Source organism: Telluria beijingensis (assembly GCF_030770395.1).
Lineage (GTDB): Bacteria > Pseudomonadota > Gammaproteobacteria > Burkholderiales > Burkholderiaceae_D > Telluria > Telluria beijingensis.
This window is the reverse complement of record NZ_CP132480.1, coordinates 4,315,998-4,335,396: the sequence shown is the minus strand read 5'-3', so window position 1 is coordinate 4,335,396 and position 19,399 is coordinate 4,315,998. Positions and strand designations below refer to the sequence as shown.

Genomic DNA, 19,399 nt, shown 5'->3' with positions numbered 1-19,399 from the left:
AGGAAGATTCCTACAAAGTTAAACCAAATATATCAGACTTTCACAAAACGATGCTACTGATAAACTTCGTTGAGACACCAAAAGGTGACATTTGTACTATGAGACTGTTGTGTTAACGGGACCACGCAGAAAATCTTCCCACTGGCGTAGACTGAATTTCATGTGTCTTTCAGATAATGTAGGGGGAGAAATTATGTTGTTTATGCGCAAAAATGTGACGGTGCCCGAAGACCGGGTGCCCGTCAGCGGAGTCGCAATCGACGCTACCCGCACCCGTTGCCTGGCCCTGGTCAAGAAGCGCGCCGCGATGTCGGCGGCAGTGGCCGCAGTGCCGGTGCCCGGCCTCGACCTGCTGGCCGACATCACCGGCTTCGCCGCCCTGGTCGACGAAATCAATGCCGAATTCGGCCTGACCCAGAAGCAGATCGAGCGCCTCCACCCGCGCCTGCGCGTGATCGCCTACAAGGCGGCGGCCTCGGTGGGCGGCATGCTGGTCGGGAAACTGGTGACGCGCGGGGCGGTGGCGCGCCTGTTCCGGCTGGTGGCGGGCCGGATGGCGGTCAAGACCACGGCGAAAATGGTGCCAATCGCCGGGCAGATCGCCTCGGCGGCGATCGGCTACACCCTGTTCAAGCGGATGGGGGCCCAGCACGTGGAAGCCTGCGTCAAGGTGGTGCAGGAGCTGGAGCGGGCCGAGGCGGTCGGCGAGGCGCCGCAGCCGGTGGAGGAGAACGATGACGATGCCGCCACCGCGCAGGTGAATGGCGGGGCGGTCAGCGGGCCGGCGAAGGAGCCGGTGTTGGTCATGTGATGCCGTTCACGCGACTTTCGGGAAATCGATCGTCGTGTCGTTGATCCGGTTGAACAGGTTCGTCAGCGTGATCGCCGCGATCGCCAGGGTGACGTCCACGATCTGGGCGTCGCTCACGCCGGCCGCCTTGACCGCCTCGACGATGCCGGCGTCCACCGTGCCGGTGGTCGTCACCAGGTGGCGGGCGAAGGCCGCCAGCGCGTCTTCGCGGGCATTGCCGCTGGCCTGGCCCTGGCGCACGGCGGCCAGCGCCTCCGGTTGCAGCCCGGCCATCTTGCCCATCAGGCTGTGGGCGGCCACGCAGTAGTCGCAACCGTTGGTGGCGCTGACTGCCAGCTTGATGACTTCGATGTCGCGCGCCGACAGCGCGGTTTTCTTGAGGCTGGCGTCCAGGGCCAGCGCCGCTTCCAGCACGACGGGGCTGTTGCTGCCGATGTCGCGGTAGGCGTTCGGCACCATGCCGATGGCGCCCTTGATGGCGGTGAACAGTTGGGCAGCGGCGCCGGTGGCGTCCGGGACGGGGTGGGAGGCGAGACGGGTCATGATGAGCTCCTTGTCAAAATAGCGTTGGCTTGGCTGGCTGCAGGGCTGATGTGTTGCAGCCATGAATCCAGTATAGGCAGGCCCGTCGATACTTTGAATGCTTGAACTGTTCTAAAAATTGCCCGATCGTCTCATCACCATGTTTGCCGCAAATGACAAGGCGCTGTTCGCGTTAGTTCGTTAGTTTTCGACGGCGCGGCCTGCTCCTGGCGCGCGTCGCGGCGGCGCGCCAGTTCGGCCGCTTCCTGTTCCATGCGCTGGATCTCGCGCCTGCCCTGCTCCAGCGCCCAGCCGCCCAGCTGCCGTTCGTTGAGCAGGTCCTGCTGGCGCGCCAGCTCGCGCTGGGCCAGCGCGATCTCATGGTCGAGCTGGGCCAGCGCCTGCTTCTGCTGCGCCAGCGCCTCGGGGTCGACCACCTGGCGCTCGGTCGGCGCGCCACCCAGCGCCATGCCGATCCGTTCGCCCCAGTAGCCGAGCGACAGGGCTTCGAGCATCTTCAGCTTGTCGAGCATCGGCCGCGGCACGATCGGCGGGCCCTGCATATTGCCGAGCGGACCCATGCAGCCCTTGTCGAGCATGCCAGCCGCCGGATTCGTGCGGATCGCCTGCGCCACCTGGACCCCGGCGCTCACCACCGACGCCACTTTCTTGACGTCGACCGTCGCCTTGGCCACCTTGGCGCCAGTAGCGACCAGCGAACCGGCCTTGGCGCCGACCAGCGCGGGATTGAGGAACATCACGCCGATATCGGCCAGTTCGCCGACCACCCGGCCGATCGCCGCGGCGCCGTTGCCCGGGGTGACTTCGGTGATGCGCGGCAGCGCCATGACCGCCACCCGGTTGCGCTCGAGCTGGCGCGCCAGCAGCGCGTCTTCGGCATCGGCCGACGCCACCACCGGCAAGGACTCGAGCCGGCTCTCGGCCGCCTGCATCTCGTGCTGCTTGTCGAGCACGGCTTGCTGGAGCGTCGCCAGCCTGCCGGTCTCCACGAAGGCCGCCACGTCGACCGCCGGCATGGGCGGCACGCGCACGTCGACGCGCTCGACCTGGCCCTCGGGCAGCGCCAGCTCGCCATACTGGCGCGACTGCTCGCTCAGGGTCGCGGCCAGGGCCGCCAGCGCGCCGCGCAGGGCGGCGCCGCCGGCCTGCTCGAAACCTTCCCAGTCCTGGTCGTCCAGGACCGGTTCGGCCAAGGCGCCAAGCGCGCGCTCGAGCGCCGCCCGCCCGGATGCGGCGGCCGTCTCGGCGCCGTCCAGCGCCGCATCGCGCTCCTGCTGCTGGCGTGCGTACAGCTCGCCCTTGAGCGCCAGCAACTCCTGTTTGCGCTCCATCAATTCGCCATGCATGCGGCTGGCGGCATCTTCGGAGTCGAGCGCGCAGGCGCGCTGCGCCTGGGCGTTGCCGCCCAGCGCATTCTGCAGCACCGGCCGCAGCTCGGCCTGGAAGCGGCGGAGGCGGATCGCGTCCAGCTCGCCGCGCGCGCGGCCCACGAATTCGAGCAACTCCTCGCGCCCCAGCCCGTCACGGCTGACGCCGGCCAGCCGTACCCGCAGGCCGGCCTGGCTCTCGATCTGCGCGGCCCAGGTCTCCAGGTTCGGGACCACCTCGCCGCGCGCCTGCGCCAGGACTACCTCGTCCCAGCGCGCCACCACCACCTTGACCCGCTTGCCGTACTGCGCCACCAGGCGCAGCGCGTCGATGTCCGGCGCCGCCGGTCCGCGCGGATCGAGCAGGTACAGCACGGCGTCGGCCTGCAAGACCTGGGCCGCCGTGTACTGCTGGCGCGCGGCATCGACGCTGCCCAGCCCCGGCAGGTCGACCAGCGTCACGCCCTGCAGCCAGGCTTGCGGCAGTGCCAGCGTGGCGCAGGCCGCGCCGTCCGGCGCGTCCGAAGTCGCCGCGCGGAAACCCGCCGCGTCGACCGGCGCCACGCTGCCGTCGACCCCGACCAGCGCCATGGCCGGCGCGGGGCCGTATTCGATGAAGGTCGGCAGCGCGGTGGCTTCCTCGCGCGCCGCATGCAGCCACGGGCCGCCGGCCAGCATATTGATCAGCGTGCTCTTGCCGACCGAGAAACCGCCCAGCACGATCAGGCGCAGGTCGGCGGCGCCGAGCCGGCAGCCGCTGGCGATGTCGTCGACCTTGCCGTGCAGCGCCGGCGGCAGGCAGGCCCTGGTGGCCGCCACATACTGCGTCATGTCCTTGTCCAGCGTCGTCATTGGGTACCCGCCTCTTCAGTCAGCATCATCAGTTCCGCGATCTCGGCCTTGCCGTCGGCGAGCTGCTGCAAGCGCCGCTCGACCTGTTCCCTGCCCTGCTCCATCAACTGCTGCACCGCCTCGCGCTGGGCGCGCTTGGCATTGAGCGGCTCGACGAACTGCTCCTGCACGCAGTCGCCCAGCATCTGCAACTGCCGGTCGTACAGCGCATGGATCGATTCGGCCAGGTGGCCGCGCAGGTAGGCGATGCGCTGGTCGAGCTGGCCGACAGTGGCGCGCCGCAGCCGCTCCAGCGTCTGGGCGACGACGTCGTTGCGCGCCTGCGCGGCATTGCGTTCCGCCTCGGCCTTCTGCTCCATGAAGCGCTCGACCTTGCGGTCGTACTTGCGCTTGGCCGCTTCGAGCGAGATGGTGACGCCGCTGCGGCGGCGCTCTTCCTCGACGATGGCCGCGAGCTGCTCCTTCTCGTTCTTCATGGCTGCCTCTTCGCGCTGGATGTTCTCGCGCCAGGCGTCGACGTTGGAGGTGTCGGTATACGTGATGTCCTGGTACTTGGCCGACGAGTACATGCCGCCTTCGGACACCTGGGTCGACTTGGTCCGGGTCTCCGGTGAAGGCATGGGACCGAGCCGGTCGACACGCTGCTGCGCCCGCACCAGGTTCGCCTGGGCCCGCTCGATCGCCAGTGGATCCGCGCGATTCCTGAGGATCTCGGCTTCCAGGTCCTCGATCTCCTGCTCATGCTCGGCGATCGCCTGTTCCAGTTCGGACGCCCTGGCGTGGTGGTCTTCGAGCGGGGACAGGTCGAGCTCGAAAGCCACGTCGGGCGCGTCCAGCGTGATGTCGACCGCGCCCAGGGCCTTGTTCAACTGGGCGGCATGGCCGGCCATCTTGTCGGCATAGGCTTCGCGCATGCCTTCCAGGCTGTCGGCGATGCGGCCGCGCTGCTTCTGCCAGCCGGCTTCGACCTGCTGCATGACCTCGCCGAAATGGGCGTCCAGGGCGGCCGGCAAGGCGATCTTGCGCACCTTTTTCGCCACCTGCGATTCGACCCAGGCGGCGGTCAGCTGCTCTTCGATCTCGGCCTTCAGGTTCGCCAGCGGGACCGTGAGGTCTTCCTCGATCTGCGCAGCCAGGAACCTGGCTGCGCGTTCGTGCTCGACGCGCGACTCGGAGGTCACGCTGCTCAATTCGAGTTCGAGGCCCTTGAGTTCCTGCTCGATCAGGTCGAGGTCGCGCTGGCGCTGGTCGAGGCTGTCGGTCGAGTTCAGCTGGGCCTGTTCATCGTCGACCGAGGCGGCCAGTTGCTGCTGGATGTGCAGCAATTGCTTCAGCGGCTTGCGATAGACCTGCTCGAGCGCCTCGCCGCTGCTGAACATGTCGCGAATGCAGCTGGCCAGCTGCGGCACGCCGGAGCGCTCGCGCTTCGATGCATTGTCGCTCAGCGCCCACAGGGCGCTCACGCCCATCAGGTGGTCGGCATCGGTCATGGCCTCCAGGTGCGCCTCGGGCTGGCCGGCCAGGTATTTGCGGAAGTTGGCCTTGACCTTGCCCAGCTTCTCCTCGGTCAGCTTGCGCTCGGATTTACCGATATCCTGGGCATCGCGCGACTCGATGATCTCGTCCCACATATTGACGACCGTGATGAATTTGCTGAAATTGCGGCAAATCGTGTCGTCCAGGAATTTCCACTCAGTGGCATTGCCGCCCAGTTGCAGCGCGCTTTGCACCCAGATCGCGATATGCGCTTCGGCGATCGCCTTGCGCGTGATGACTTCGTGGTGCTCGACCAGCGACTGCAGGCCGGGCGTATCGATCAGCACCAGCCCCTGCTCCAGCAAGGGATGGGCCATGAAGATCTCGATGTGGTCGACCTGGCGGCGGGCATCGGCATGACTCTCGTCGAGCTCGGTGCTCCAGCGTTCGAGCGTCGCGGAATCGGTCCATTCCAGTTCCTCGGCCGGCCGCCCGTCCAGGAAATGCACCTTGATGAACTTGTCGCTACGGCCCGGCGGCAGCGCCTTGATGAAGGTATTGACGGCGGTCGTGGCTTCCTTGGCGTAGCGCAGCAGCTCGATGCCCATTAATGCGTTCACCAGGCTGGACTTGCCGCGCGAGAATTCGCCGACGACGACCAGCAAGACCGTGCGATCCGACTCCAGCGCGCGCGCCAGTTCGGCAAATCTGGCGTGGGACGCCTTGAGCTCGGGACTCCCGAATCCGTCGAAGAGCTCCTGGGTGCGCACCAGGTAGTCCTGGGCCTGGCTGATCTTGTTCTGGCGAGCACGCAGCCCGCTATTCAATGCTTCACTATTGGCGTCAATCATCATTTGAGATTTATCCTGCATTACGAAAATCCGGCAATTTGTGCATTATCAATCATTGCCACCCGGAAATGAACATTCTTATTACTTATTTGTTCAATTTCTCGTCCGATTGATGTCGATGCAACACTTCGGCGTCGACGACATCATCGAGTTGCAATTATTCAAGACAAGGCGACAGATCGCGTCGCAAGGCGCGCTAACGCCGCCTCTTTCGTTCGATTTTTCGTGGGATTCCCGTCACGCGGGCGTACGCACACGGCGCCAGCTGTGCCATCGCGCTTGTCAAGCGGGCTTCACCCATCTATCATGAGAATGATTATCATTTGCCACCCCATTCACATTTGCCACGCCCAGCCAGCGCGACCATGACCACAAGCACCCTCACTCCTCGCCACATCGCCTCGCGCACCGCGGTGGCCATCCTCGGCGGCTACGCCTTCACCTGGGGCGTCATTGCCCTGGGCATCGCCCTGCTGTACACCGCCGGCATGGAATTCCACGATGCCGAACACCTGTCCTACATCATCGGTTTCCTGGTCTTCCTGACCGCCTTCCTGGTGGCCTTCGCCACCCAGCGGCTAGGCAAGATGGCGCTGATCCTGGTGGGCGGCGGCGCGGCGATGAGCGCGGTCGCCTGGTGGCTGCAGAGCCTGATCATTGCAACGGGAGTGTAAATGTTTCCAAATTTCCGCCACACGATGGCCTGGCTGCATACCTGGTTCGGCCTGGCGCTGGGCCTGGTGCTAATGGTCGTGTTCTTCTTCGGTTCGCTGTCGGTGTTCGACCGCGAAATCGATCGCTGGGCCATCCCGGACACCCGCTACGAACCGCAGCCGATGCCGTCGTTCGACAAGATGCTGACGCCGATCTTCAAGGAGATGCAGCCCGACGCCGCCGCCCGCGCCATGACGGCGCCACTGGCCGACGGCCCGCTACCGGCCCACTTCGACACGCCGCGCAGCTGGGGCGCCTATACTACCCACCGCGATCCGGTGCTGCTGCTGTTCTCCAGCTATGAAGTGCCGAATGCGAAAGACCATGAAACGGCGATCTGGGCCAACCGCACGGTCGACCCGCGCACCGGCGAAGCCTTGCCGGTCGATCGCCTCAAGATCGGCAGCGAGTTCTTCTATCCGCTGCACTACAGCCTGACCTTCGACTGGAAGAACGTCGGCTACTGGATCGTCGGCTTCTCGGCCCTCATGATGCTGATGGCCCTGGTCACCGGCGTCATCATGCACCGCAAGATCTTCCGCGAACTGTTCACCTTCCGCCCGAACAAGAGCACCCAGCGCAGCATGCTCGACCTGCACAACCTGACCGGCGTGGTCGCGCTGCCGTTCCACTTCTTCTTCGCCTTCACCGGCCTGGTGATCTTTGCCTACATCTATTTCCCGATCACGCATACCCAGCTGACCCCGCTGCACGACCGCCACGAACTGGTCGAGTCGAAGGAAACCGGCCTGCCGCACGACCGTGCCGGCGTGGCGGCGCCGATCGCCTCGGTCGACGCCATGGTGGCCGAAGCCCAGCGCCGCTGGGCCGCCAAGGGCATGGCCGGCGACGTCGGCTTCCTGAACCTCACCCACGTGGGCGATGCCAACGGCTATGTCAGCGTCTACCGCGCCGGCACCGACCGCGTCCAGCTGACCGGCGAAGGCATCCACTTCAAGGCCTCCACCGGCGAACTGTTGCGCGAGGATCCGCCGCCGACCGTGGTGGCGCGCATCAATGAATTCCTGACCGGCCTGCACCTGCAGCACTTCAAGCACTGGCTGCTGCGCTGGCTGTACGTGCTGGGCGGCCTGTCGGGCTGCGCCTGCATCGCCACCGGCCTGTTCTTCTTCGTCGAGAAGCGCAAGCGCCAGCACGCCAAGCAGGGCGTGAGCGGCGCGCGCGTGGTCGATGCGATGGCGGTCACGGTCGTCACCGGCATGCTGGTGGCCACCCTGTGCATGCTGATCGCCAACCGCCTGCTGCCCGACGTCATGCCGGCCGGCTGGCCGCTGCGCGGCATGATGGAAAAATACCTGTTCTGGGGCAGCTGGCTGGTGGCCGGCGCCCACGCCTTCTGGCGCACCGCCGCGGTGGCCGAAGGCCGCCTGGCCCCGGCCTGGCGCGAGCAATGCCTGGCCATCGCCGTGCTGGCGGTGACGGCCCCGGTGCTCAACTGGATCACCACCGGCGACCACCTGGTCAACACCATCGCGGCCGGCTACTGGCCGGTGGCCGGCGCCGACCTGTTCATGCTGGTGGGCGCCGTGCTGGCGGTGCTGGCGGCGCGCAAGCTGCAGCAGCGCGAAGCCCGTCCCGTGGCGGTCAAGAACGTGACGCTGGAGGCCGGTCATGCCTGACGCGCTGCTCCTGCTGCTGGCCCTGCTGGCCTGCGTGGCCGGCATGGGCTGGCTCGCCCTGTCGATGGACGTGCACTGGGCCCAGGTCAAGGGCGGCGCTTCCCCTTCTCCAGCGCTGGCCAAGGCCCTGCGCCTGGGCGGCGCCGGCGCCCTGCTGGCCTCGCTGGTCCTCTGCCTGACGGTGGATTCGCCATCGATCGCGGTACTGGTATGGTTCATGGCGCTGGCCGGCGCCACGCTCGCGATCGCCTTCACGCTCACCTGGCGCGCCAGCATCCTCGGGATGCTGGTATTCTGGACAGGACCAGGCGCCCGCTGAGCCGTCTCGGGCCGCCACGGGCGGCCCATTCTCGTCGCCGGGACTCGCCCGCTTGACCTCAAGTACGCTTGATGTTGTGTAATGTCACGACACGCCGGATTTGTATTCCCAACCATCTGAATGGAGAATGATCATGCCTTACGCACTGCCGCCACTGCCGTACGCCTATGACGCCCTGGAGCCGCATTTCGATGCGCGCACGATGGAGATCCACCACACCAAGCACCACCAGACCTATATCACCAACGTCAACAACGCCCTGGCCGAAGCCGGCGTGACCGAGGTGCCGGTCGAAGAACTGATTGCCGACATCGGCGCGCTGCCGCAGAACGTCCAGAACGTGGTGCGCAACAATGGCGGCGGCCACGCCAACCATGCGCTGTTCTGGACCGTGCTGAGCCCGGACGGCGGCGAGCCTTCGGGCAAGCTGGCCAAGGCCATCGAGGACGACCTTGGCGGCTACGAGCGCTTCAAGGATGCCTTCACCAAGGCCGCCCAGACCCGCTTCGGTAGCGGCTGGGCCTGGCTCACCGTCGGCAAGGACGGCAAGCTGCTGGTCGAAAGCAGCGCCAACCAGGACAGCCCGCTGATGGGCCAGTTCGCCGGCATGTCGGGCGGCACCCCGATCCTGGGCCTGGACGTGTGGGAGCACGCCTATTACCTGCAATACCAGAACAAGCGCCCGGACTATATCGCGGCCTTCTTCAACATCATCAACTGGGCCGAGGTCGAGCGCCGCTACGAAGCCGCGCTGGGCAGCCAGGTCGGCTAATCCGGGCCACGGCCCGGGCGCCTGGCCCGGGTCGCCGGGCTCAGCGTCCGGCGTCGGCCACCGGCACGCCGAAATCCGGCGTGCCGTCGGCGCGCCAGCGAATCGCCTGCGCGCGCGTATGGCGGTTCGGGTCGTGCAGCGAGTCGCCCACGATGTCTCGATAGTTACGCGCGTGATAGACGAGGATGTCGGTCTTGCCGTCCGGCGTCGTCGTGAAGCTGTTATGCCCGGGGCCGTACTGGCCGGTCGCTTCGCTGCTGCGGAACACCGGCGTCGGCGACTTGGTCCAGGCGCCGGCATCGAGCAGGTCGGCGCCCTCGTCCGCCGTCAACAGGCCCAGCGCGTAATTGGCGTCGGTCGCGCTGGCCGAATACGTCATGAACACCCTGCCATTGCGCACCAGCACGGCCGGGGCCTCGTTCACATCGAATTTTACTTTTTCCCACGCATAGTGCGGCGCCGTCAGCATGGTGGCCGGGCCCGTGATCGCCAATGGCGAGGCCATTTTGGCGATATACACGGCGGTCAGGTGCTTGCCGGCCGCGGGCGGCGTCTGCGTCCAGGCCAGGTAGCGCTGGCCGCGCACCGTGAAGGTGGTCGCGTCGAGCGCGAACGATTCCCAGCCGGTCTTCAGTTGCCCGCGCTCGATCCACTCGCCTTCGAGCGGGTTGGCCGAGGCATTCTCGAGCACGTACAGGCGGATATCCATCGGCGCGTCGGCGCGGCCGGCCGTAAAGTACAGATACCATTTGCCGTCGATCGGATGCAGTTCCGGCGCCCAGATATTGCGGCTCATCGGGCCGCTGGCATGCCGGCGCCAGATCACCCTGGCCTCGGCCGTACTTAATGCGTCCAGGGTGCGGGCGCGCCGCACCTCGATGCGGTCGTATTCTGGGACGGTGGCGGTGTAGTAATAATAGCCGTCGGCATGCAGCGTGACTTGCGGATCGGCGCGCTGCGATACCAGCGGGTTGGCGAAGGTCGGCGCCGCGCAGGCTTCGCCGATCAGGAAGGCGGCTGACAGCAGCAGGTAGAGGGATCGCGGCATGGGCTCTTTCGTAACGACGTGGGTGTCGTTATCGTAGGAACATGCTGCGCTGAAATCCAATCACTTTTTTGCGCCGAGCGATACCGATTGCGCTGGTGGCTACAGCTTGATGTTGAGCGAGATATACGCCGCCCTTCCAGTGGCCGACGAATACATCGGTTGGGCCTGGTCGGCCGGCCACCAGTACTCGTCGTACCACGCATATTCGTAACGACGGTCGGCCAGGTTCTTGAGCTGCAGGTCGACGCTCACGCGGGGCGTGATCGCATACGACACGTTGGCGTCGAACACCACGAAGCCGCCGTACTTGCCGAGCCGGTTTGCACGGTCGATGTAGTAATCGCCCTGCGCCCGGCCTTGCAGCCCGAGATGCCAGTGTTCGGAAGGATGGTAGTCGAGGCCGACGTTGCTGATGTAGCGCGGCGTCGAAAACAGTTCCTTGCCCGCGAGCGAAACGCCGGCGTCGGTCATGGCGCTCACCGCCTCGGCCTTCTGCAGCGAATGCGACGCCCAGACCTGGAGCCGATCCGACAGGCGACCCGACAGTTGCAGGTCGATGCCCTCGCGCCGGGTCTCGCCGAGCGCCACCGAGGTGCCGGTGGCCGGCATGTTAGCCGCCTCGCCGGAGGCGTCCTGGCGCCAGATGGCCAGGCGCAGGTCGGAGCGCGCGTTCGGCTTGAGCTTGACGCCGATCTCCTTGCCCGTATTGGTCGAGGCGTCGAACGGCCCCTGCCCCGCCAGCAGGTAGGCCGGCACGCCCGATCCGGTCAGGATCTGGAAGGTGCGGCCCCAGTTGGCGTACACGCTGACGTCCTCGGCCGGGCTATACACCATGCTCAGTTTCGGCTGTTTGATCCAGCCATAGTCCTGCAGGCCGGCCGATCCGCCGCCCGGCAGCGGGTTGCTGCCGGTGAAGCGATCGATCCGGTAGCCCGGCACGACGCGCAACGTGTCGGTGGCCTTGATCACTGCCTGGGCATAGGCGCCGACGTTGTTCAGGTAATAGCGGTCGTCGTTCTGCACCCGCGCCGGGTTGCTGAAATCGGTCGGCATCGCATACGCGTAGCGCGAGCGCTTGTAGAAATTGTTCTGGCGCTCAGTGTTCACGCCGCCGTCGACCGTGACGCGCTCGCTGGCGCGCCAGGTCAGCGTGCTCATGAAGCCGAACTGGTGCTCATCCCACTCGCGGCGCTGGCGCGGCCCGTTACCTTGCGGGTTGCTGGTGAAGGTGACGCGACGGTCGTCGTGGTAATCGTTATAGTACAGCTTGTTGCTGAGGAAGGCGTCTTTCGAGATTTGCCAGTCCAGGTGGGCGCTGGCGTGGTTCATCTCGCGGTAGGTGATGTCGTTGACGTTCTTGGCCGGCGACTGGCGCCGGTCCGCGGCCAGTTCGGTGGCGGTCAAGAAACCCGGCTCGTCGGCGTCATGCTTGTAGGTACGCAGCACAATGCCGCCGGTGAGCGACTTGTCCTTCGACGTCAGGAACCACTTGCCGGCCGCCGTGTAGCGCTGCGAATCGCCATGGCTGCGGCGGTAGCTGCTGGAATCCTGCCTGGCCAGGACGTAGTTCTGGGAAAAACCGTCGGCCTCGCGCCCATAGACCAGTTGAGCTTCGCGCGTGTCGAAGCTGCCGACGGTGAAGCGGCCGTCGAAGTAGTTGCCGCCCTGGCGCGTCCCGAGATTGATGTTGCCGCCGATATTGTGCAGACCGTAGCGCGGGTCGTTGGTGCCGCGCACCACTTCGACATAGTCGACTTCGAGCGGGAAGATCATGTCAATGAAGCGCTGGTTGCCGCTGTTGACGTTGCTCGGAATCCCGTCGATCAGCACCTTGATGCCATTGATATACCCTTCGCCGTTGAAGGCGCGGAAGGTCGCCTTTCCCGACTCGGCGCCCATGCGATATTCGGTCATCTGGGTTCCGGGCAGTTGCCCGACCAATTCCCAGCTGCTGGCGACGTGCTTGTCCTCGATCTTGTCGGCGCCAAGCACGTCGACCGAGGTCAGGATGGTGGACGAGCGCAGCGCGCCGGCATCGCGCTGGGCGCTGACGCGCACTTCGCCCATGACGATCGCGGGGTCGGCGGCATGGACGGCGGGTGCGAGGCCAAGCAGGCCCAGCGCCAGGGGGTGAAGCGTTATTTTCATTATCGAGGAGGTCGGAGTATCACGGGAATTCGATAATGATATCCCATTCTCAATAATAGAAGCAAGCCGCGCTGCTTCCCTGTTCCCCTAGCTGCGGGTCGTGGCCACCGCACGTCCACGCGCCTCCAGCGCCTCGCCAAAGACCCGCTTGGCCTGCCCTTTCACCTGGACGAATTCGAGCTGCTCGCCCTCCGGCCCCTTGGCATAGATCAGCGACCAGCCATCCGACTTGCCGCTCGTGATGCGGTTGGTGAGAGTGTCGAGCGGCGCCTGGCGCCGTTCCTGGTCGGTGCCGGAACGCACGATGCGGTTGGCCTTGACGTTGTGCATGCCGCGGCGCGCCGCCTCGGCTTCGAGATCGTGCACGAACTGGTTGAAGTCGACGTCTTCACGCACATAGAAGCAGACGTGCATCGATTTCGGGAAGGCCGGGCTGGTGAAGGCCTGCGGCGGCGCGAAGCTGTTGCCGCTGCCTTGCGGCTGCGTGCTGTCGCGGTATTGGAGCAATTCGATCACCACGTTGTCGAACTGGATGAAGCGCACGTCGAGCCGCTGGGCGCCGCCGCGCAGGTCCGGCACGCCGAGCGAGACCGGGTTGACGCCGCGCTGCCTGGCCTCGATTTCCTCGTTCAAGAGCAAAGTGTTCTGGATCACGTCGCCCTGGAAATCGCCGTCGCGCATAATCTCGGTACCGCCCAGCACCTCGGTATAGAAGGCATAGGCCCGGTCCATATTCTGCACCGTGATGCCGGAGTGCTGCACGCCCTGCAGCCGGGCGCCCAATGCGCCGCGGCCGCGCGTCGGCGCTGCGGCTAAACGGCTCGCCTGGGACTGGCCCTGCTCGCCGGCGCCGGCCATGGTCATGGTCATGGCCGAGGCCGGCACGGCGGCGATGGCGCCCAGGCCGGCGGCCAGGACGAGCGAACGGCGCACGGGGTCGTCGGGGAGATCGGTGGATGAATGGTGGGTGGACACAGGCTGCCTCCTTCAGGTCGACGTGGGTTAGTGGTCGAGACAGTGGAACGCTGCATACCCCGCGCAGTCCAGTCAAATATCGTACATCCTGGTAAAGAGAGGCCGGCGTCCACAGTACAAGAATAGACAACGCTTAACTTTAATCAACTAGACCCAAGTGCTAGCCTGATTGACGTCAATCACATTCACAGGAGGGAGTTTCCATGCGAAACAAGGCATTGTGTGCGGCGTTGACCATGGCGGCGCTGGCCGCCTGCTCGCCGAAAAAGGATGCGCCGGATGCTCCCGCCGCCGCCGATACTGCGGCAGTGTCCGCAGCCACGCCCACGCTGGGCCAGGTCGAGATCGTCGCCGAGCTCGACATCACGCCCGGCAATGTCACCGCCACTAAGGACGGCCGCATCTTCGCCAGCATCCATGGGATGCGCCGCGGCCCAGTGCAATTGATAGAAGTAACGGGCCCGAACAGCTACACGCCCTTCCCCGACGCCGGCTGGAACGCGAAACCGGGTTCCGGCAAGGACGTGCTCAACACCCCGCACGGCGTGCTGATCGACGCCCGGGACTGGCTGTGGGTTGTCGACCACGGCAACTGGATGGAGCCGCTGCAGGCGCCCAAGCTGGTGGCCTTCGACATCGCCGGCCGCAAGCTGGCCTATCGCCACGACTTCGACCGCAAGGTGGCGCCGGCCGGCCAGATCCTGCAAGACCTGGCGGTCGACAGCGAACGCGGTTTCGCCTGCATCGCCGACTGCGGTCCCGACCCGGCCATCGTCGTCGTCGATACCGCCAACAACACGTCGCGCCGCTTTGCCGGCCATCCGTCGCTGGCCGCCGAAGACGTCGAACTGGTGGTCGAAGGCAAACCGCTGCTGTTCCCCGGCGCCGATGGCCGCATGGGCCCGGCGCGGGTCGGAATCAATCCGATCAGCCTGTCGGCCGATGGCGAGACGCTGTACTTCGGCGCCATGAACGGCACCGCCTGGTATGCGCTGCCGGCGCGCCTGCTGCGCGACGGCGCCTCGGACGCCGAGGTCGGCGCGGCGATCGTGCGGGTCGGGGCCAAGCCGATCTCGGACGGCGCCGCCACCGATGCCGAAGGCAACCACTTCTTCACCAACCTGTCGGCCAACGGCATCGACGTGCTGGACAAGGACGGCCAATTGAAGCCGCTGGTGCGCGACGCCCGCTTCCTGTGGCCCGACAACGCCCACTTCGGCCCGGAATCCTGGCTGTACGTCGCGGTCAACCAGCTGCACCGCAATCCGATCTTCTCGGGCACGACCGACCAGGGCAAGCCGCCGTACCTCATCGCGCGCGTCTGGACCGGGACCCGCGGCCAGCCGGGCCGCTGACCCGTCCACGCGAAGCTACGGCGCGTCCGGCTGGCGCTCGGGCCGCGCAGCGGCGAAGGCCTCGATCGCCTCGCAGCGCGCGGCGATCGCCAGCAGGGTCGGATACGGGTCCAGGTCGCAGCCGTTGCCGCGCGCATTGGCCAGCTGCGGCACCAGGCAGCAGTCGAGCATGGTCGGCGTGTCGCCGTGGCAGAACAGGCCGGTCTCCGGCGCCCCGACCAGCTGGCGTTCGAGCGCCCCGAGGCCCAGCGCGATCCAGTGCCGGTACCAGGCGTCACGTCCCTCCTGCGCCACCTTCAGTTCGCGGCGCAGGTATTTCAGCACCCGCAGATTGTTCAGCGGATGGATGTCGCAGGCGATCGCCAGCGACAGCGAACGCACCCGTGCCCGGCCGCGCAGGTCGGGCGGCAGCAGCGCCGGGCCGGGATACGCCTCGTCGAGGTATTCGATGATCGCCAGCGACTGCGCCAGCAGCATGCCGCCATCTTCCAGCAGCGGCACCAGGTGCTGCGGGTTGAGCGCATCGTAGGCGGCGCCGAACTGCTCGCCGCCCTCCTTCAGCAAGTCCACGGGGAGCTGCCCGGCCTGGATGCCCTTCAGGCCGAGCGCGATGCGCACCCGGTAGGCGGTGGAGCTGCGAAAATAGGTGTGCAGCCGCATGCCGCCGCCCCGTTCTAGTAGCGTCCCGACAGCAGTACGCCGGCATCCGGCACCCGTGTCTCGAGCCCCAGCTTGCCCAGCATCTGCCAGGTCGTGCACACCGCGGCCGACACCACCGGGATGCCGGCTTCGGCTTCCACCACCGGCACCGCCGCCAGCGACGGCATCTGCACGCAGGCCGACAGCACCAGCGCGTCGATGCCCTGGAGCGACACCTGTTTATAGATGTCGACCAGCGCCATCGGATCGCGCGCGCCGACTTCGAGGTTGTCGGGGATCTCGAGCGCGCAGTAGTCGTGCACGTCGATTTCCTCGCTCTCGATGTAGTCCACGACCAGCTTGGTCAGCGGCTTCATGTAGGGGCAGATCACCGACACCCGCCTGGCGCCCATCGCCTTCAGGCCGTCGACCAGCGCGCCGGCGCTCGTCACCACCGGCGCCGGGCCGCCATTGGCGACCGTGCGCGCATGCAGGCGCTGCTCCGACTGGCGGTGGTAGCCGGTGCCCATGCTCATGATCGCCACCAGGCAGGCATAGCCCATCACGTCCACCCGCGCATCCGACAATTCGTCGGCGCAGCGGTCGGAATCGCGGTCCATCGCTTCCAGCTCTTCCTTGGTCACCTTCTTCATGCGCATGCGACTCGAGTGGAAGGTGAAGCGCTCCGGCAGGATCAGCTCGCGCGCGCGCAGCATTGCCGGGATCTCGGTTTCCATCGTCGTGTTCGAGCTCGGCACGATCTGGCCGACGCGGATACGGCGCGCGCCGTTCGCCTGCACGGGCGCGCTCATGCGGCCACCACGTGGTTGCGCAGGGTGCCGACCGCTTCGACCCCGAGTTCGACCACGTCGCCCGGCCACAACCACTCTTGCGGGTCCATGCCAGCGCCGACGCCCGACGGCGTGCCGGTGGCGATGATGTCGCCCGGCTCCAGCGTGATGGCCGAGCTGATGTCCGCGATCAGCGCCGGAATTTTAAAGAGCAGGTGGCGCGTGTTGGACTGCTGCTTGACCGCGCCGTTCACCTTCAGCCACAGGTCGAGGTTGTGCGGGTCGGGGATCTCGTCGGCGGTCACGATGTAGGGGCCCATCGGCGCGAACGTGTCCTGGCCCTTGGAAAAGATCCATTGGCCGGCGCGGCGGCAATCGCGCGCGCTGATGTCGTTGAGCACCGTGTAGCCGAATACATGGCCCATGGCCGCGTCCTCGTCGACGCGGGTCGCGGTGGCGCCGATCACCACCGCCAGCTCCACTTCCCAGTCGAGCTGCTGGGTGATGCGGGCATTGTGGCGAATCGCATCGTCGGGGCCGATGACGGCGGTCGGCGGCTTCGAGAACACCACCGGCTGCTTCGGCAAGTCCTTCGACGTGTCAAGGGTGCGCGCCGATTCGGCCACGTGCTCGACGTAGTTCAGGCCGATGCCGAAGATATTCTTGCGCGGACGCGGGATCGGCGCCAGCAGGCGCACGTTCGACGCCGGCGTGGCCACGCCCACCGGCCAGCGGCCTTCTAATTCCTTCAGCAACTCGCGGGTGCGCTCGACCGAGGCCGGCGCGGCGTCGATGAAGTCGAGCATGGTGCCGGGCAGCTCGATGCCGCCGGCGGCGCCCAGGCGGACGATGTCGACAGCCAGGTTGCCGGCCAGGACCCCAATGCGGGTCTCGAGCGTACGGGTTTGGTAGGTAATCAGTTTCATTGCATCTCCTTGTGGACTACTGGTCTGTTGTGATGGTCTGGTGGCCGCCGTTGTCAAGCCATGCTTCTTCGCGGTACAGGCCGAGCGCGCGCATCACGGGCAGGTCGTTGAACGAGAACAGGCAGGCGTCGTCGGTGTCGGAAAGGTTGGCGTGTTCGTGCACCGCCCACGACGGCACGCAGAAGATGTCCTTCTCTTGCCAGTCGAAGCGGCGCCCGTCGATGACCGAATAGCCGCGGCCCTTGGCCACCTGGTACATGATGCTGCCGGTATGGCGGTGCGCCCTGGTGTGCTCGCCGGGCCGCAGCATCTGCATCGCCGCGCCCATGGTCGGCATCACCGGGCCGCCGGTCAGCGGATTGATGAATTGCTGGATGATGCCGTCGTAGGGCGAACCGTCGGTCACCCGGGCGTAGCGCTGCAGCGATTCATAGGTCGCGTCCCAGGTGTACTTGAACAGCGGCGAATAGGCCATGTCCCACTTGAAGTCGACCGGCACCAGGCCCGGTCCGCCGAAGCTCAGGGTGGTGTCGTCGACCGGGAAGGTCGGCTGCTGGGCCAGGTCCGGGTGCACGGCATAGAAATTCGCTTCCAGCGCGTTCACCAGCGGGATGTCGAGGCCATCCTGCCAGATGCACCACTCGCCCGACTCCTCGACGCCATGCTGGTGCCAGGTCCCGTTCGGGGTCAGCACGAAGTCGCGTGCATTGAGCATCATCTTGTGGCCGTCGACCACGGTGTAGGCGCCAGAGCCCTCCATGATGAAGCGCAGCGCGGACGCCGAGTGGCAATGGGCGCTGGCTTCTTCCCCTGGACGCATCACCTGCAGGCCGGAATACAGCCAGCCAACGCTGGCGCTGACGTCCTTGCGGGTCGGATTGGCGAGCATCACCACCCGCCGCCCGGCCTTCTCGGGCGTGACCAGGTCGACCGAGCGCAGCACCAGTTCGCGCAGGTCCTTGAAGCGCCACAGGGTCGGGGTCGACGTGGATTGCGGGAACCAGGGTTCGATCTTGTTGGCGACCGTCCACAAGGCCCCTGCCTCGTGCTTTGCCAGCTCGCGGTAATAGGCTTCGAGTTCGGGGGTGTCTTCGACGTTGGCACGGCCGATTATGTCTTCACGCATGCTGTCCTCCTTATCGCGCGTCGGCGGCGGCCAGGTCCTGGCGCGGCGCATACGGCAGGTCGGCATCGGCGCTGGCGCCGTCCACGGTCAAGGGACGCTGGCGCCCGGTGTTGACCTTGAGTTCGAACACGTCGAAGCGGTTGTAGTGGCCGATGATGTCGTGCATCTGTTTGGGCTGGATGCAGCGCGCCAGGTCGATCTCGGCGTAGGCGATGCCTTCGCGGTCGACCAGGGCCTCGCCCACGATGCGTCCGTCGGGGCCGACGATGCCCGAGAAGGCGCTGTTGCCGCGTTCGAGCAGGCCGCGCGCGCCCGGCTTGAGCGTCTCCATCGCGGCGATGATTTCTTCCGACACGGTCGAGCAGGACACCACGGTGAACACTTTGCCTTCGAAGCTGTGGGCCATGGCGCGCACCTTGATCGCCTCGGCCATGTCGTAGTCGGGCGGCGCCACCGGCAGCGAGATGTAGTTCGCCACGTGTACCAGTTCGCCCTGGGCCAGCAGCGCGAAGCGCGCCAGCGTATTCGTGTTCTCGCCGCAGGCCAGCGCGCCCAGCGGACCGATATCGGTCTGGTGCACCTTCAGGCCGCTGGCGTCGCCCGGCGCCCAGGTGAGCTTTTCGGCCCAGGTGGGCACCAGCTTGCGGTGGCGGCCGATCAGGCGGCCCCCTGCATCGATGGTCAGCACCGTGTTGTAGATCGTGCCCAGGCTGTAGGCGGCGCGTTCGTTGACGCCGATGACCACGTTGACGTTGGCCGCGCGCGCCGCATGGCACAGGGCATCTACCTCAGGTCCTGGCACCACGATCGCGCTGCGCGCCAGTTTTTCGAACCAGGGGCTGCCTTCGAGCGGGTTCGCGATCCAGCTCCAGTAGGGGTAGCCGGCAACGAAAACTTCAGGGAAGGCCACCAGGCGCGCGCCATTGGACGCGGCCTCGTGGATCAGCGCCACCGCCTTGGCGACCGTGGCCTGGGTATCCAGGAATACCGGCGCGGCCTGGACCGCGGCGGCGACAAATTTCGGGGAGTCGAGCATATGCGTTTTC

17 protein-coding genes are annotated in these 19,399 nt (G+C 66.3%); 6 read left to right on the top strand and 11 right to left on the bottom strand.

Annotation, left to right across the window (positions count from 1 at the left end):
- The first annotated feature begins 193 nt into the window (after nucleotides 1-193).
- Nucleotides 194-811, top strand: coding sequence for a hypothetical protein (locus tag Q9246_RS19090; protein WP_306392286.1), 618 nt, complete (start codon nucleotides 194-196; stop codon nucleotides 809-811).
- 6 nt (nucleotides 812-817) lie between these two features.
- On the opposite strand, the gene Q9246_RS19085 is transcribed toward Q9246_RS19090, so the two are convergent.
- The 3 genes from Q9246_RS19085 to Q9246_RS19075 all read right to left on the bottom strand — a co-directional run bounded on the left by Q9246_RS19085 (nucleotide 818) and on the right by Q9246_RS19075 (nucleotide 5,903).
- The gene (locus Q9246_RS19085) at nucleotides 818-1,354 is read right to left on the bottom strand and encodes a carboxymuconolactone decarboxylase family protein (RefSeq protein ID WP_306392285.1); all 537 of its coding nucleotides are present in this window, start codon (nucleotides 1,352-1,354) and stop codon (nucleotides 818-820) included.
- Between the two features lie 134 nt (nucleotides 1,355-1,488).
- Nucleotides 1,489-3,573, bottom strand: a complete 2,085-nt coding sequence (locus Q9246_RS19080) for a dynamin family protein (protein WP_306392284.1) — start codon at nucleotides 3,571-3,573, stop codon at nucleotides 1,489-1,491.
- Nucleotides 3,570-5,903: a dynamin family protein gene (locus tag Q9246_RS19075; RefSeq protein WP_306392283.1), complete on the bottom strand. Its 2,334-nt coding sequence runs from the start codon at nucleotides 5,901-5,903 to the stop codon at nucleotides 3,570-3,572. The genes Q9246_RS19080 and Q9246_RS19075 overlap by 4 nt, the downstream gene beginning before the upstream one ends.
- A gap of 362 nt (nucleotides 5,904-6,265) precedes the next feature.
- Between Q9246_RS19075 and Q9246_RS19070 the strand changes: the two genes are divergently transcribed.
- From Q9246_RS19070 to Q9246_RS19055, 4 genes are all read left to right on the top strand, one after another.
- On the top strand, nucleotides 6,266-6,574 hold the full coding sequence (locus tag Q9246_RS19070; RefSeq protein WP_306392282.1) for an iron uptake protein: 309 nt from the start codon (nucleotides 6,266-6,268) through the stop codon (nucleotides 6,572-6,574).
- Complete coding sequence (locus Q9246_RS19065) at nucleotides 6,575-8,254, top strand: PepSY-associated TM helix domain-containing protein (RefSeq protein WP_306392281.1); 1,680 nt, start codon at nucleotides 6,575-6,577, stop codon at nucleotides 8,252-8,254.
- Nucleotides 8,247-8,573, top strand: coding sequence for a DUF3325 domain-containing protein (locus Q9246_RS19060; RefSeq protein WP_306392280.1), 327 nt, complete (start codon nucleotides 8,247-8,249; stop codon nucleotides 8,571-8,573). Before Q9246_RS19065 ends, Q9246_RS19060 begins: the two co-directional genes overlap by 8 nt.
- 133 nt (nucleotides 8,574-8,706) lie before the next feature.
- Entirely contained in the window at nucleotides 8,707-9,345 is a 639-nt protein-coding gene (locus Q9246_RS19055) for a superoxide dismutase (protein ID WP_306392279.1), read from the top strand.
- Nucleotides 9,346-9,385: 40 nt separating this feature from the next.
- Here the strand turns inward: Q9246_RS19055 and Q9246_RS19050 are convergent, their stop codons facing one another.
- From Q9246_RS19050 to Q9246_RS19040, 3 genes are all read right to left on the bottom strand, one after another.
- A complete protein-coding gene (locus Q9246_RS19050; RefSeq protein ID WP_306392278.1) occupies nucleotides 9,386-10,393 on the bottom strand; it encodes a glycoside hydrolase family 43 protein in 1,008 nt (335 codons plus the stop codon).
- A 99-nt stretch (nucleotides 10,394-10,492) separates the two neighbouring features.
- Nucleotides 10,493-12,541, bottom strand: a complete 2,049-nt coding sequence (locus Q9246_RS19045) for a TonB-dependent receptor (RefSeq protein WP_306392277.1) — start codon at nucleotides 12,539-12,541, stop codon at nucleotides 10,493-10,495.
- An 87-nt stretch (nucleotides 12,542-12,628) separates the two neighbouring features.
- Nucleotides 12,629-13,516 carry a VOC family protein gene (locus Q9246_RS19040; protein ID WP_306392276.1) on the bottom strand — a complete coding sequence of 296 codons (888 nt, stop codon included), beginning with the start codon at nucleotides 13,514-13,516 and terminating at the stop codon, nucleotides 12,629-12,631.
- A 203-nt stretch (nucleotides 13,517-13,719) separates the two neighbouring features.
- Between Q9246_RS19040 and Q9246_RS19035 the strand changes: the two genes are divergently transcribed.
- Entirely contained in the window at nucleotides 13,720-14,871 is a 1,152-nt protein-coding gene (locus tag Q9246_RS19035; protein WP_306392275.1) for an L-dopachrome tautomerase-related protein, read from the top strand.
- A 15-nt stretch (nucleotides 14,872-14,886) separates the two neighbouring features.
- On the opposite strand, the gene maiA is transcribed toward Q9246_RS19035, so the two are convergent.
- Genes maiA through Q9246_RS19010 form a run of 5 tightly spaced genes read right to left on the bottom strand, consistent with a single transcriptional unit; the run spans nucleotide 14,887 to nucleotide 19,389 of the window.
- Entirely contained in the window at nucleotides 14,887-15,531 is a 645-nt protein-coding gene (gene maiA / locus Q9246_RS19030; RefSeq protein WP_306392274.1) for a maleylacetoacetate isomerase, read from the bottom strand.
- 14 nt (nucleotides 15,532-15,545) lie between these two features.
- Nucleotides 15,546-16,322: a maleate cis-trans isomerase family protein gene (locus tag Q9246_RS19025; protein WP_306392273.1), complete on the bottom strand. Its 777-nt coding sequence runs from the start codon at nucleotides 16,320-16,322 to the stop codon at nucleotides 15,546-15,548.
- Nucleotides 16,319-17,227, bottom strand: coding sequence for a fumarylacetoacetate hydrolase family protein (locus tag Q9246_RS19020; RefSeq protein ID WP_306392272.1), 909 nt, complete (start codon nucleotides 17,225-17,227; stop codon nucleotides 16,319-16,321). The genes Q9246_RS19025 and Q9246_RS19020 overlap by 4 nt, the downstream gene beginning before the upstream one ends.
- Before the next feature lie 16 nt (nucleotides 17,228-17,243).
- The gene (locus Q9246_RS19015) at nucleotides 17,244-18,353 is read right to left on the bottom strand and encodes a cupin domain-containing protein (protein ID WP_306392271.1); all 1,110 of its coding nucleotides are present in this window, start codon (nucleotides 18,351-18,353) and stop codon (nucleotides 17,244-17,246) included.
- 10 nt (nucleotides 18,354-18,363) lie between these two features.
- Nucleotides 18,364-19,389 carry a carbon-nitrogen hydrolase family protein gene (locus tag Q9246_RS19010; protein WP_306392270.1) on the bottom strand — a complete coding sequence of 342 codons (1,026 nt, stop codon included), beginning with the start codon at nucleotides 19,387-19,389 and terminating at the stop codon, nucleotides 18,364-18,366.
- Nucleotides 19,390-19,399 lie beyond the last annotated feature (10 nt).